This window comes from Vibrio sp. Vb1554 (assembly GCF_033344235.1).
Map to the genome: position 1 here is coordinate 1 of NZ_JAWPOJ010000054.1, position 13,023 is coordinate 13,023.

General features: G+C 45.9%; 12 protein-coding genes and 1 tRNA gene. 4 read left to right on the top strand and 9 right to left on the bottom strand.

All coding sequences use genetic code 11. The features are described from left to right. Positions 1 to 810 (top strand): DHH family phosphoesterase (locus tag R8N28_RS23025; protein WP_318183457.1); only part of this gene is annotated, 810 nt, incomplete at its 5' end. Positions 811 to 883: 73 nt separating this feature from the next. Here the strand turns inward: R8N28_RS23025 and R8N28_RS23030 are convergent. From R8N28_RS23030 to R8N28_RS23050, 5 genes are all read right to left on the bottom strand, one after another. Next, complete coding sequence (locus R8N28_RS23030; protein WP_065274934.1) at positions 884 to 2,029, bottom strand: murein hydrolase activator EnvC family protein; 1,146 nt, start codon at positions 2,027 to 2,029, stop codon at positions 884 to 886. Between the two features lie 27 nt (positions 2,030 to 2,056). After that, the gene (gene cysE, locus R8N28_RS23035; protein WP_005381475.1) at positions 2,057 to 2,878 is read right to left on the bottom strand and encodes a serine O-acetyltransferase; all 822 of its coding nucleotides are present in this window, start codon (positions 2,876 to 2,878) and stop codon (positions 2,057 to 2,059) included. Positions 2,879 to 2,956: 78 nt separating this feature from the next. Next, on the bottom strand, positions 2,957 to 3,994 hold the full coding sequence (gpsA, locus tag R8N28_RS23040) for an NAD(P)H-dependent glycerol-3-phosphate dehydrogenase (RefSeq protein WP_005381474.1): 1,038 nt from the start codon (positions 3,992 to 3,994) through the stop codon (positions 2,957 to 2,959). 195 nt (positions 3,995 to 4,189) lie between these two features. Beyond that, positions 4,190 to 4,654 (bottom strand): protein-export chaperone SecB, encoded by a 465-nt coding sequence (secB, locus tag R8N28_RS23045; RefSeq protein WP_005386410.1) that lies wholly within the window; start codon positions 4,652 to 4,654, stop codon positions 4,190 to 4,192. Positions 4,655 to 4,879: 225 nt separating this feature from the next. Continuing rightward, positions 4,880 to 5,314: a rhodanese-like domain-containing protein gene (locus tag R8N28_RS23050; protein ID WP_005386415.1), complete on the bottom strand. Its 435-nt coding sequence runs from the start codon at positions 5,312 to 5,314 to the stop codon at positions 4,880 to 4,882. Between the two features lie 547 nt (positions 5,315 to 5,861). On the opposite strand from R8N28_RS23050, the gene gpmM reads away from it, so the two are divergent. Continuing rightward, positions 5,862 to 7,394, top strand: coding sequence for a 2,3-bisphosphoglycerate-independent phosphoglycerate mutase (gene gpmM, locus R8N28_RS23055; RefSeq protein WP_005381471.1), 1,533 nt, complete (start codon positions 5,862 to 5,864; stop codon positions 7,392 to 7,394). Between the two features lie 82 nt (positions 7,395 to 7,476). Here the strand turns inward: gpmM and R8N28_RS23060 are convergent, their stop codons facing one another. From R8N28_RS23060 to rsgA, 4 genes are all read right to left on the bottom strand, one after another. Continuing rightward, the gene (locus R8N28_RS23060; protein WP_065274933.1) at positions 7,477 to 8,364 is read right to left on the bottom strand and encodes a DMT family transporter; all 888 of its coding nucleotides are present in this window, start codon (positions 8,362 to 8,364) and stop codon (positions 7,477 to 7,479) included. A gap of 132 nt (positions 8,365 to 8,496) precedes the next feature. Further along, complete coding sequence (locus tag R8N28_RS23065; protein WP_065274932.1) at positions 8,497 to 9,912, bottom strand: SLC13 family permease; 1,416 nt, start codon at positions 9,910 to 9,912, stop codon at positions 8,497 to 8,499. Positions 9,913 to 10,078: 166 nt separating this feature from the next. Continuing rightward, positions 10,079 to 10,936, bottom strand: coding sequence for an archaetidylserine decarboxylase (gene asd, locus R8N28_RS23070; protein WP_005381465.1), 858 nt, complete (start codon positions 10,934 to 10,936; stop codon positions 10,079 to 10,081). A 116-nt stretch (positions 10,937 to 11,052) separates the two neighbouring features. Further along, entirely contained in the window at positions 11,053 to 12,117 is a 1,065-nt protein-coding gene (gene rsgA, locus R8N28_RS23075) for a small ribosomal subunit biogenesis GTPase RsgA (RefSeq protein WP_025768798.1), read from the bottom strand. A gap of 129 nt (positions 12,118 to 12,246) precedes the next feature. Between rsgA and orn the strand changes: the two genes are divergently transcribed. Next, complete coding sequence (gene orn, locus R8N28_RS23080; protein WP_017635574.1) at positions 12,247 to 12,792, top strand: oligoribonuclease; 546 nt, start codon at positions 12,247 to 12,249, stop codon at positions 12,790 to 12,792. Between the two features lie 156 nt (positions 12,793 to 12,948). Then, a tRNA-Gly gene (locus R8N28_RS23085) sits at positions 12,949 to 13,021 on the top strand. Positions 13,022 to 13,023 lie beyond the last annotated feature (2 nt).

The window sequence follows — 13,023 nt, forward strand, 5'->3', positions numbered from 1 at the left end:
GAGCTGACTGTGTTAGACATTTCGATGGAAAAGAACATGGCAGGTCTAGAGCAAGCTTTGGCTCAAGGCGCGCACGTCTTTTACGCCGACCATCACAAAGCTGGTGACATTCCTCAGCATGGTAATTTGGATGCGCACATCGATCTCGATGCCAACATGTGCACGGCGTTGATTGTCGATAAGTTGCTTGATGGGCGTTTTCATGACTGGGCGATTACGGCGGCTTATGGCGATAACATGATTGCTAAAGCCAATGAGTTAGCGAATAACGCGGGCTTGTCGCAGCAACAGAAAGAGCAGCTAAAAGAGCTGGGTACTTTAATTAACTACAACGGCTACGGCTCGAAAGTCGAAGATTTACACTTTCATCCTGCGGAGCTGTACCGAGCTTTGCTGAAGTACATGTCACCATTTGAAGCTATTGAAGATACGGCCTCGCCATACTACCAATTGCAATCGGCTTACCAACAAGACATGGAGGCGGCTCTCGCAGTGCCTGCCATGCATGAGAGCGGTAAGCTGAAGTTGTTTGAGTTACCAAACACGGCGGCATCACGCCGAATCAGTGGTGTTTATGGCAACTGGCTAGCAAACCAAACCCCTGACTCTGCGCATGCGGTACTTACTGAAAATGCAGATGGTACTTATACGGTTTCACTCCGTGCCCCGTTAAACAATAAACAAGGTGCCGTGGCCGTGTGTGGTCAGTTCCCGACAGGTGGGGGGCGAGAGGCGGCGGCAGGAATCAACGCGTTAAGCAAAGATGATGTGAATGCTTTTATTGATGCGGTAGAAACCTACTACGCATAGCATTTTCCAAAACATGAATACAACAAAGGAGCCGAGTGGCTCCTTTTTTATGACAAGTCAATAAGTCAGATAATCAGCGCTTTAACCAAGATTTCGGATTCTGCGCTTCACTATTACGACGAATTTCAAAGTACAGCGATGGCCTGTCTTGACCACCTGTATCACCCGCGAGAGCAATCACTTCGCCGGCGGTGACTCGGTCGCCTTCTTTTTTAGTTAAGGCTTGGTTGTAACCATAGAGGGTCATGTCACCTTTGCCGTGGTCGAGCAGTACCACTAAACCGTATCCGCGCAGATACTCCGCAAATACGACAGTACCAGGATAAACGGCTTTCACTTGTTGACCATAGTTGGCAGACAGCACCATGCCCTTCCAGTTTACCTGCCCGGTTTGTCGCGTACCAAAGTTGTGTAACACACTGCCTTTGAGTGGCCAAGGCAACTTACCGCGCTGTTTGCCGAGTCCGTCCATTGGCACCGCATTACGCTTCGCTGCTTTGGCTATCTCTGCTTTTAAACGGGTTTCGTTGCGTTGCAGCTCGGCTAAGTAGCGTTTGTCATTCTTGATACTGCTCTGAATTTTAGTCAGGGTTTGTTTACGCTTGGATTGTGTACTCGCTAGCGCTGTACGTTTTTCGGATTGCTGCTTGAGCAGAGTCTCGATTTGCTCTTTTTCTAGCTCGAGCTGGTTTTTGTTGTGCGCTAATTCTTGGGTTATTTTGGTGATCGCATCAATCACTTCAGCACGTGCTTTAGCTAAATGCTGGAAGTATTGGCTCATGCGGTCTTCTTCCACACCTTGATTTAACAAGTGACCATTGGCCTTCGCTCGCTCGGTTACGTAATACGTTTGCAGCAGCTGTTTGAGTTCTTCTTCTTGCTCTTGACGCTGTGCTTCTTGCAAGGCAATTTTCTCTTCCAGGTTTTCTATGTTTTTGTCTGCTTGTGCGAGGTTAGACTTGGTTTGTCGTATTTCACGCTCAAGCTTAGAAATACCAAGCTCTTGATCTTTTAGTGATTTCTGTAACTCATTGAGCTGCTTTTCTTGGGAAGAGAGCGATTTGCGCTGACGGCTTATCTCACTGGATACGCCTTTGAGCTCTTGCTGACTCACAGCAGAGGAGGTAATGGGATAAGTGGCAGATAAAGCACAAGTTAATAAAATAGCCGAGCGTAGAACAGGGTGATTTTGTTTTCGCACTTGAGAGTTACCTACCACGTTGTTGTCAAAAAGGTTTGTTGACGATTAAATACCATCTCCATGGATAAAGCTTTGCGACTTGCCGTTAAAGCCTTGATCCATATCGAGAGAGGGTTTGTCCGTTTTTGGACGTCCGACGATTTTTGCAGGCACGCCAGCCACCGTTGTGTGAGGAGGCACGGCTTGCAATACCACAGAGCAAGATCCGATTTTCGCGCCTTCACCGACTTCGATATTGCCAAGAATCTTTGCACCAGCTCCGATCATCACACCCTCGCGAATTTTCGGGTGACGATCACCGCATTCTTTACCAGTACCACCAAGGGTGACATCTTGCAGTATAGACACGTCGTTTTCGACCACGGCAGTTTCACCAATCACGATGCCTGTTGCATGGTCGAGCATGATGCCACTACCAATGCGCGCTGCAGGGTGGATATCGACCTGACATGCTACCGAAATCTGATTTTGTAGGTAAGTCGCAAGAGCGTGACGACCTTGCTTCCATAGCCAGTTTGCTACTCGGTAGCCTTGCAGTGCGTGATAGCCTTTTAGGTACAGCAATGGCATTGAGTACATTGAAACAGCAGGGTCGCGATTGACCGTGGCACAAATATCACAAGCCGCGCCGTCAGTGATGGTTGGATCAGCCGCAAAGGCTTCTTCAACCACTTCACGCACAGCCATCGCTGGCATGGAAGCGGTGTTCAATTTGTTAGCCAGAATATAACTCAGAGCGGCACACAAACTTTCATGCTTGATAATGGTGGCATGATAGAAGCTCGCCAGCATAGGCTCTTGTTCTGACATTTCACGGGCTTCTGAGACAATTTTGTTCCAGACTTTTTGTTTTTCGCAGTGTTTCATTCTCAATATCCAGAGTGGTTCTTCCGTGACCCGACAACTTCAATTTTTCTCAGATGAGCTGCAAAGGGCGGTAGATTGCTACTTTCCTTCGGCTTTTTTGTCACGAGCAAGTAAATCTTGCGCTGCTAAGCGCGCATCTTTTCCTTGATACAATACTTGATAAATTTGATCAACTATCGGCATCTCAACACCCATACGTTGAGAAAGTAGCCATACTTCTTTTGTATTGCGGTAACCCTCAACCACTTGGCCAATTTCTTCTTGAGCCGTATCAACGTCTTTACCTTGGCCTAATGCCAAGCCAAAGCGTCGGTTACGTGATTGGTTATCGGTACATGTCAGGACAAGATCGCCTAAACCTGCCATGCCCATAAAGGTTTCTGGCTGTGCACCCAGCGCAGCACCAAGGCGACTCATTTCAGCCAAGCCACGAGTAATTAATGCAGTACGGGCGTTGGCGCCAAAACCGATACCATCAGACATACCTGCACCAATCGCAATAACGTTTTTCACAGCACCGCCCAATTGCATACCAATAAAGTCACTATTGGCATATACGCGGAAGGTTTTGCTACAGTGGATTTTTTCTTGTAGATCCGCAACAAATTCAGAATCTGGAGACGCAACTGAAATTGCAGTCGGCATACCCATTGCGAGCTCTTTCGCAAACGTTGGGCCAGACAATACTGCTAGTGAGTAGTTTTCACCGATAATGTCATAAGCGACGTCTTTCAGCAGGCGCCCCGTTTCAGGTTCAAGCCCTTTGGTTGCCCAACAGATGCGAGAGTCTTCGCGCAAGAATGGTTTACAGCTGTTTAGCACGATGCCAAAGACATGGCTTGGAACCACAACCAACAAATCTCGGCTTGCTTGAACGGCTTTTTCTAAATCCGATTCAATGATCAAGCTTTCAGGGAAATCAACACCTGGTAAGAAGGCATGGTTAGCTCGGTCTGCTTCTAGGCGAGCCATGTGCTCTGGCTCGTGTCCCCAAAGAACAACGTTCGCGCCGTTACGAGCGAGTGAGATTGCCAAAGAGGTGCCGTATGAGCCTGCGCCAATCACAGTCATTGCGATGTCTTTACCGTAAGCATTGTTTGTATTTGCTTGTGTCATGCTACCGCCTAATTGTCTTGCTACTAGTAGAATCTAGTTCCTAATCGTCAAATTTTACGCCTTCTGGCGATTAGGAACTAGGAACTTTTGTCAGAAATAAAAAATGCACATTGCATCGGATGGTAGACGCTCTGTGCATTTTATTTGATTCGGTGACGTCAGCACTGTGGCTATTCGTCACTTATAAAACGTGAATTACGCTTCAGCTTCGCCTTGTTGAGCTTGCTGTTGTAGGTAGTTCATGAATAGCGCGTCAAAGTTTACTGGCGCTAGGTTCAGTTGAGGGAACGTACCTTTAACGACTAGGCTTGAGATAGTTTCACGAGCGTATGGGAATAGGATGTTCGGGCAGAATGCGCCTAGGCAATGTGCAAGTTGACCAGCTTCCATTTGTTCAGCAGTGAAGATACCACCTTGTTGAACTTCACATAGGAACGCAGTCTCTTCTTCGTTCTTCACAGTAACGGTTAGGCGTAGAACAACTTCGTAAACGCCTTCACCAAGCTCACGGCTTTGAGTGTCTAGGTCTAGTTTAACGTCTGGGTTCCACTCTTTCTGGAAAATTACTGGAGAGTTCGGCGCTTCAAAAGAAACGTCTTTTAGGAAGATGCGTTGAATTGCGAAGTTTTGTTGTGCGTCTTGAGGTGCTGCTTCAGCCATTTTTTAATCCTTAAATCAATATTTGTTGAGCTTAGAAACGTCTAAGCTCAGAAAACTGGTATGTCCTGAGACTAACTGAGCCAATCTACCTTGACTAGATGAAGCGTGTATTACGTGCAAAGCGTCACAACTTAGTGCTCCAACTGCTTTCAATTTGCTCAGTTTTTTGTCCGCGAGGCTTGGTAAAAGCGCGTTTAAACGCGAACTTTCGTTCTTGCCACGTTCCTACTTCTTACCGCGAACTAACGGCAGGTTCGCTTCGTTCCACGCAATCAAACCATTTTTTAGTAGGCTCACGTTTTCGAAGCCTGCTTTTACTAGTAGGTTTGCGCTTTCTTGAGCGGTCTGTCCTGTCTTACATACCACAATGATTGGGTCTGATTTGTGGTTTTCAAGGCTACCCAAGTTACCCGCTTTGATGTCTGACGGTAAAATGTGAAGTGAGTCGGTGATATGACCTTTTTTGAACTCGTCTTTGGTACGGATATCCACTACAACGCCGTTTTCACGGTTCATAAGATGAGTCAGTTGGTTTACGTTGATTTCTTTGTATGCGGCTGTCGCTGACTTCACGATGTTCATGATAAAGGCGACAAGAAGACCTACCCAAACCAAAGATAGAATCATGTTCTGTTGGAAAAATTCAATGTACTCTTGCATGTCTTGAGCTCTTACGCTGTTGGCGGAAAAATAAAGCAGGAGTATAGCGAGGTTACGGCTCTTAGGCGAGAGGGTTAAAATTTTCTAACGAATAATTGAGATCTCTATAAACCCGTTATGCCCTTACTATCCGTACATTTTGCTCTGGTAGCTTGATTGTTTTTGCCTATTGGACTTATCGGTTTAAGTGACTTCTGTTTTACTGAGAAAAGAGAACAATAGGTATTAACCCATCTTGTTTGATGTTGCTTTAAATTAGCGCTGTTTCAAGTGCAAAAATAAGAATGAGAAGCGTAAGAAAACCGAACTTAGACTGGGGTGTACAAAGCGTATTAGAAATGACTATGCTTGTGGAACACGATTGTCGGCACTGACTCGTTGTTCGCTTAACTTGTAAGATAGCAACAATAAATCGCAAACATTATTTGATCTTAACCTACAGTTTTGGTTAAAAAGTGTAGTAAAATTACGCTAGTTTTGTTTCAAGGTTAGATAGGGCAGCGAGGCCCTACGCCAAAAGTTACTTAAATTTGATGAGGTCATCACTATGTCAGCTAAGAAGCCATTGGCTCTAGTTATCCTTGACGGTTACGGTTACCGTGAAGACACAGCAAGTAACGCAATTGCGAATGCGAAAACACCAGTAATGGATGCTCTGATTGCGAATAACCCACACACATTAATCTCTGCTTCAGGCATGGATGTTGGCCTTCCTGATGGTCAAATGGGTAACTCTGAAGTTGGTCACACTAACATTGGTGCAGGCCGCGTTGTATACCAAGACCTGACTCGTATCACTAAATCAATTGCTGATGGTGAGTTCGAACAAACGCCTGCGCTAGTTGAAGCAATCGACTCTGCTGTGAAAGCTGAAAAAGCAGTACACATCATGGGCCTGATGTCTCCAGGCGGTGTTCACTCTCACGAAGACCACATTTACGCAGCAGTTGAAATGGCAGCGGCGCGTGGCGCAGAGAAAATCTACCTACACTGCTTCCTAGACGGCCGTGACACACCACCACGTAGTGCTGAAAACTCACTACAACGTTTCCAAGACCTATTTGCGAAACTAGGTAAAGGCCGCGTTGCTTCTCTAGTAGGTCGTTACTACGCAATGGACCGTGACAACAACTGGGATCGCGTCCAAGTTGCTTACGATCTTCTAACTCAAGCTAAAGCTGAGTTCACAGCAGAAACGGCAGTTGCAGGTCTAGAAGCGGCTTACGCTCGTGAAGAAAACGACGAATTCGTTAAAGCAACAGCTATCAAAGCGGAAGGTCAAGAAGACGCAATCATGCAAGATGGTGATGCGGTTATCTTCATGAACTACCGTGCTGACCGTGCACGTCAAATCACTCGTGCATTCGTTCCTGCGTTTGACGGCTTTGAGCGTGCAGTATTCCCAGCAATCAACTTTGTGATGCTGACTCAATACGCGGCTGATATCCCTCTAGCTATCGCATTCCCACCTGCGTCTCTAGAAAACACTTACGGTGAGTGGCTATCTAAACAAGGTCAAACTCAGCTACGTATCTCTGAAACAGAGAAATACGCACACGTGACTTTCTTCTTCAACGGTGGTGTTGAGAACGAATTTGAAGGCGAAGAGCGTCAATTGGTTGCTTCACCAAAAGTTGCAACGTACGACATGCAGCCTGAAATGAGCTCTCCAGAACTAACAGATAAGATGGTTGCGGCTATCAAGTCTGGTAAGTTCGATACCATCATCTGTAACTACCCGAACGCAGATATGGTTGGTCACACTGGCGTTTATGAAGCGGCTGAGAAAGCAATCGAAGCTCTAGATGAAAGTGTGGGTAAAGTGGTTGAAGCAATCAAAGAAGTTGGCGGTCAACTATTGATCACTGCGGACCACGGTAACGCAGAAATGATGATCGACCCTGAAACTGGCGGCATCCACACTGCTCATACTAACCTACCAGTACCTCTAATCTATGTAGGTGACAAAGCGGTTGAATTCAAAGAAGGCGGTAAACTGTCTGACCTTGCACCAACCATGCTTTCTCTAGCTGGTCTAGAAATCCCAGCAGAAATGACGGGTGAAGTACTAGTTAAATAATTAACTAACGGCTCCGAATGACAAAAGCCCGAGTTTAAACTCGGGCTTTTTTGTATCTGGCAGTAAGGGCTGGTCTGTAAGGTTACTGAACCAAAATGCCAGCACCAATCACAGCTAGGGCTGCGCCCAACCATGCAAATCGGTTTGGTCGGCGTTTAGTGTAAATCCAGAGCAGTGGTAGCAACATAATTGGCGTGGTTGAAGATAGAAGTGCAACCATACCTACATTTCCTTCTTGTAGTGCGTATAAGATTAGCGTCATGCCGACGGCCATCGCCAAGAAACCATTAAGGGCAGTAATACCAAATACGCACCAAGTAATGTGTTGCGTCGAGCGAGCGACTTTGACCCCTAGAACTAACAACATGCTGTGGGCGAAAAAGGCACTGATCATTCGAATAGCAGAAGCCGCAACTGGGTCAATACTGGTTTGCATTACTGGCTTGGCGATAATGCCTCCCAATGCTTGGCACATTGCTGCGGTTAAGCCAAGTCCAATACCTACCCAGATGTTACCTTTAATGTCTTCCAAGACGTTATTCACTTGACCTCTTCGGCCAAAGAATATCGCCATCACCACGCCGCTAAATACCAATGATGCGCCCAGTAGTTCTATTGCGGTCATGACTTCGCTAAATAAGAAGTAGCCCAAGATGGCAGAGAACACGGCGTGGCAAGAGAAGAGTAACCCGGCTTGTCTTGGCCCCATACGATTCAAACACGCGAATAGAGCGGTATCGCCAATAAAAATACCAATCAGTCCTGAGGCCATCATTGGCGTTACATGTTCCCAAGAAACCGTTAACCAGCCGCCAGTTATCCAGGCCATTGTTGATAAGATCACGGCCGTACAGCCCATGCGCCAGCGGCTGTAAGAAAAAGCGCCTAGGTGTTGTGCAGGAATGACAGAAATAAGGCTAGAAACTGCCCACAGAAAAGCGGCACATAAAGCAAGCCATTCGTAACCCATGATGTGTCGACGTCCTTGTAGAGTAGAGGAGTCTTAATATGCACGAAATTTATGGGATGTAAAAGCCGCTCTGTGAGGGCAGTAGCTGGAGAGCAGCTCCATGACAACACGCTTTTTCATGGAGCTCTTCGATTAAAACATTACCAAAACTGCGCCATACACGATAAGTAGACCAATCAAACCGAGAATCAGGCCTACTTTCGCCATGTCTTTGCTCTCGATGAGGCCTGTTGAATAAGCCAAAGAGTTTGGTGGTGTGGAAACCGGTAAGATCATGCCAAGTGATGCGGAGAAGGCGACGACAACCAGTAAACCTTGTAGGCCACCAACCGCAATAAGGCTTGGCATGGATGTACCAATAGCGGCAGCAATAGGCATCAATAAGTTTGCCGTTGCGGTATTAGACATAAAGTTCGCCATTAACCAGCACACTACCGATAGGGCTAAAACAACGGCAAATGGTGATAGCAGGCTGTAATCAATAGCGTGCGCTAATGCTTCGGCTAAGCCTGTTTTGTCTAAGGCAATACCAATTGCTATACCACCGGCAACCAGCCATAAAACATCCCAGTTAATTAGCTTGAGCTCTTCTTTTCCCATAATGCCCGTTAACGTGAACACTGCTAGTGGGATAATCGCGACAACATATGTATTCATGCCATGCACTTTCGTTGTCATCCAAAGCAAAATGGTTAGTGCAAAAGTGATGTAGACGACGATCGCACGCCAGCTCCTTTTGAATGTACCATCTAGCTTTAGTTTCATTTCTGGTTCGCTAGACGGAAACAGCTTTTGCAACAAGAACCAAGCTACAGTAAGTTGTACCAACACAAAGGGTAGACCCATTGTCATCCACGATAGGAAGTCTATCGCGTTTTCTCCAGTGAGATATTGAAGCGCTATCGCATTAGGTGGCGTGCCTATCGGAGTCGCAATGCCGCCTGTATTCGCTGCAATTGGAATACACAACACCAGTGCTTTAATGCCTAAATCCCCTTTAGGTGCTGAAGCGACGATGGGGCCAAGCAGGGCTAGCATCATCACGGTCGTGGCAGTATTGGACATAAACATTGAAAAAACGGCGGTAATTAACATCAAGCCCAGCATGATGAACTTAGGTTGTGTGCCGAATGGTTTTAATAGAACTCGGGCGAGGTTGTTGTCGAGCTCGTATTTGGAAGCCGCAATCGCGAGAGCAAAACCACCCATAAAAAGAATAATGATCGGTGAAGAGAAGGCCGAGAAAATATCGGTGTAAGCAATTAACTCTCCTAAATCATGCCCCGCTGGTGGATTGCGAAATAGATGCAAACCTTTATCCGATATCATGATCAGTTCAAGAGCGATAATAAGAATGGACGTAGCAAAAACGGGAACCGGCTCGAGAACCCAAAGTAGGGCAGCAAGAAGAAAAATAGCCAACAGGCGATGCTGAATTAAAGTGAGATCGTCAATAGGAATAGCATCAATCGGCATCATCAAAACACCGAGCGGAATTAAAAAGCACACCAGCAATTTCGCCAACGTGTTTACACTCATCTTTGGCATTGGCTGCCCCTCTAAATATTCATTCTAAGCGCAGGATAATTGATTGTGGAATGAGGGTCTTAGAGGCAGGTATGAGTTTGAGAAATAGAGGCTAAATTTCGAACGGAGTTTTGCTTTTTATCAATAAAAAGAGCCCTTAATAAAGGGCTCTTTAACGGTGTTTTACTTATTTTTTCAAGGCGTAAGGTGTGCCCATAACGGTTGGCTTACCGTTTTCCATGCTTGCGTCAAACTCAATCGCGTCTTTGGCAAACAGGTTAATAACAGTAGAACCCAGTTTGAAGCGGCCCATCTCTTCGCCTTTTTTCAAGATCACGGCCTTGTCACCCTCTGCTGGGTAATCCCATTTGTAGACAGTGTTTCCACGAGGCGGAGTGATCGTGCCAGCCCATACTTGCTCAATGCTACCAACAATTGTCGCACCAACAAGCACCTGTGCCATTGGACCAAACTCAGTATCGAAGATACACACCACACGCTCGTTACGTGCAAATAGGTTCGGTACGTTTTCTGCTGTCAGAGGGTTTACTGAGAACAGGTCACCTGGTACGTAAATCATTTGGCGCAGAGTGCCGTCACATGGCATGTGTACACGGTGGTAATCGCGCGGAGATAGGTACAATGTTGCAAAAGAACCATCTTTAAATTCGTCAGCTAAATTCGCGTCACCGCCCAGCAATTCTTGTGCTGAGAAGTGATGACCTTTTGCTTGGATAAGTTGACCATCTTCAATAGGGCCAAACTGGCTAACACAAGCGTCGGCTGGATGAGTGATGACGTTTTCGCCTTCAGAAATTGGGCGTGCGCCTTCTTTTAGCTCACGAACGAAAAACTCGTTGAACGTTTTAAAATGTTTAGGATCTGAGTGCTTTGCCTCATCCATATTCACATTGTATTGTTTGATAAACCAACGAATAACTGCTGTTGTTAGACCGCCAGCTTTTGCTGAAGCCAGTTTACCCATTAGGCGAGTGAGGCCGTGTTGTGGGATCCAGTACTGCAGTCCAACTTTAAACTTGTCCATCTTTAATTCCGATACTTCTGTTAGATTCGCGCTTTAGGGCGCGTGATGTTACTGAAATTTAATTTGCTTGTCAGTATTAGGTGAAGACTTTTTACACAGTTACAGCCTTAACTCAATTACAGATCGGCTTTTTTATTACGTGAATACTGACGATTTGCTTTGTTTTCAACCATGCTTTCCAAAATGCGATGATAGTTTTCAAAGCGAGTTTCGTTAATTTCCCCGTTCTCGACAGCTTCGCGTAGAAGGCAGCCTGGGTCATCATTGTGTTTACAATCTCGGAACTTGCAACCGCCTAAATATGGTCGAAATTCAACGAATGCTTTTGTTACTTCTTCTGCTTCCAAATGCCAAAGACCAAATTCACGTACTCCAGGTGAGTCGATCAAATCGCCACCCGTTGGAATGTGGTATAAACGTGCAGCCGTCGTGGTGTGTTGGCCCAAGCCAGAGTTCTCAGAGACTTCGCCTTCTTCCACTTCGCTCTCTAGTTCCGGCATTAACGCGTTGACTAAGCTGGATTTCCCTACGCCTGATTGACCAACAAAGATATTAATTCGGTCACGCAGCAGGGTTTCTAGTTCAGCAATGCCTTCTCCAGACTTCTTGCTGACCAGAAGCACTTTATAGCCAATGCGTTCATATTCTTTGAGCCATTCTTCATACATTGCACGGTCATCGGCTTCTAGAAGGTCGACTTTATTTAAGACCAACAATGGCGCAATATTCAGTGTTTCTGATGCAACGAGATAGCGGTCAATAATATTTAGCGATAGCTCTGGTAATACCGAAGAGACAATGACCATTTGATCAATATTGGCTGCAACGGGTTTTAGGCCATCGTAATAATCTGGACGAGTGAGCACTGAAGAGCGAGGTTCTACCGCTTCAACAACACCAGAGATGCCCGCCATAGACTCCAATCCTTCGCGCCATAAAACACGATCGCCAGATACTAGAGACTCAATACCACGGCGGAGGTTACAGCGTTGAATTTCGCCTGTTTCAAGGTCTTCAATGTCCGCGTGCTGACCAAAACGAGTGATCACGAGACCTTGCTTGCTGGCGCCTAGCATGTTTTCATCCCACTGGATGGACTCTTCTTGCTTCTTCAAACGCTTTTGTTGGTTGCTACGTACGCGTCGCACCTGACCTTTGGTTAACTTTTTCTTCTTTGCCACAATTCTGTACTTTATGTGAATTTACTCAAATGGTTGAGCCGTACTCTTGGCTCCGTGTATGAGTATCGTGTTTCTCGTATTTTGAGGTATAGTACCTCTTTTATCGATAAACAAATAGGCGGCGTAACCATGTCCTTTAGCGATCAAAACCTAATTTGGGTTGATTTAGAGATGACAGGGCTTGATCCTGAAACGCACAAAATCATCGAAATTGCTTCTATTGTCACGGATAGCGAACTAAATATTTTGGCTGAAGGTCCAGTGTTAGCGATTCATCAGCCGGAAGAAGAACTGGCGAAAATGGACGACTGGTGTACTAATACGCATACGGCAAGCGGTTTGGTGGAGCGCGTTCGAAACAGTCAAATCTCAGAACAAGACGCAGTCGCACAAACCATTGAATTTTTAGAAAAATGGGTGCCAAAAGGGGCGTCGCCAATATGTGGTAACAGCATTGGGCAGGATCGTCGCTTTTTATACAAGCATATGCCTGAGTTGGAAGAGTTCTTCCATTACCGATATGTTGACGTTAGTACTCTTAAAGAACTAGCACGTCGCTGGCAACCTGAGGTGCTAAATGGGTTCACAAAACAGGGAACACATTTGGCCTTGGACGACATTCGTGAGTCCATCGCAGAACTTAAGTACTATCGAGGTACTATTTTCAAGATTTAACTGTTAAGGTTGCGATCCAAATTGTTGTAATTTATATCGCTTTTGATTGCTTTTTCGTCGTTCAGTAAAAAAATAAAGTTTTTTTGAAGGAAGGACTTGCATCACAAAAAAATGCTCTTATAATTCGCAGCCCTAAACAGCGGAAACGTTGTTGATGCGACACTAGCTCAGTTGGTAGAGCGCAACCTTGCCAAGGTTGAGGTCACGAGTTCGAACCTCGTGTGTCGCTCC

What these genes read in the sequence shown, in the direction of transcription:
- cysE (WP_005381475.1), bottom strand. Translation starts at nt 2,878, where the DNA reads ATGAAACACTGCGAAAAACAAAAAGTCTGGAACAAAATTGTCTCAGAA.
- gpsA (WP_005381474.1), bottom strand. Translation starts at nt 3,994, where the DNA reads ATGACACAAGCAAATACAAACAATGCTTACGGTAAAGACATCGCAATG.
- secB (WP_005386410.1), bottom strand. Translation starts at nt 4,654, where the DNA reads ATGGCTGAAGCAGCACCTCAAGACGCACAACAAAACTTCGCAATTCAA.
- R8N28_RS23050 (WP_005386415.1), bottom strand. Translation starts at nt 5,314, where the DNA reads ATGCAAGAGTACATTGAATTTTTCCAACAGAACATGATTCTATCTTTG.
- gpmM (WP_005381471.1), top strand. Translation starts at nt 5,862, where the DNA reads ATGTCAGCTAAGAAGCCATTGGCTCTAGTTATCCTTGACGGTTACGGT.
- R8N28_RS23060 (WP_065274933.1), bottom strand. Translation starts at nt 8,364, where the DNA reads ATGGGTTACGAATGGCTTGCTTTATGTGCCGCTTTTCTGTGGGCAGTT.
- R8N28_RS23065 (WP_065274932.1), bottom strand. Translation starts at nt 9,912, where the DNA reads ATGCCAAAGATGAGTGTAAACACGTTGGCGAAATTGCTGGTGTGCTTT.
- asd (WP_005381465.1), bottom strand. Translation starts at nt 10,936, where the DNA reads ATGGACAAGTTTAAAGTTGGACTGCAGTACTGGATCCCACAACACGGC.
- orn (WP_017635574.1), top strand. Translation starts at nt 12,247, where the DNA reads ATGTCCTTTAGCGATCAAAACCTAATTTGGGTTGATTTAGAGATGACA.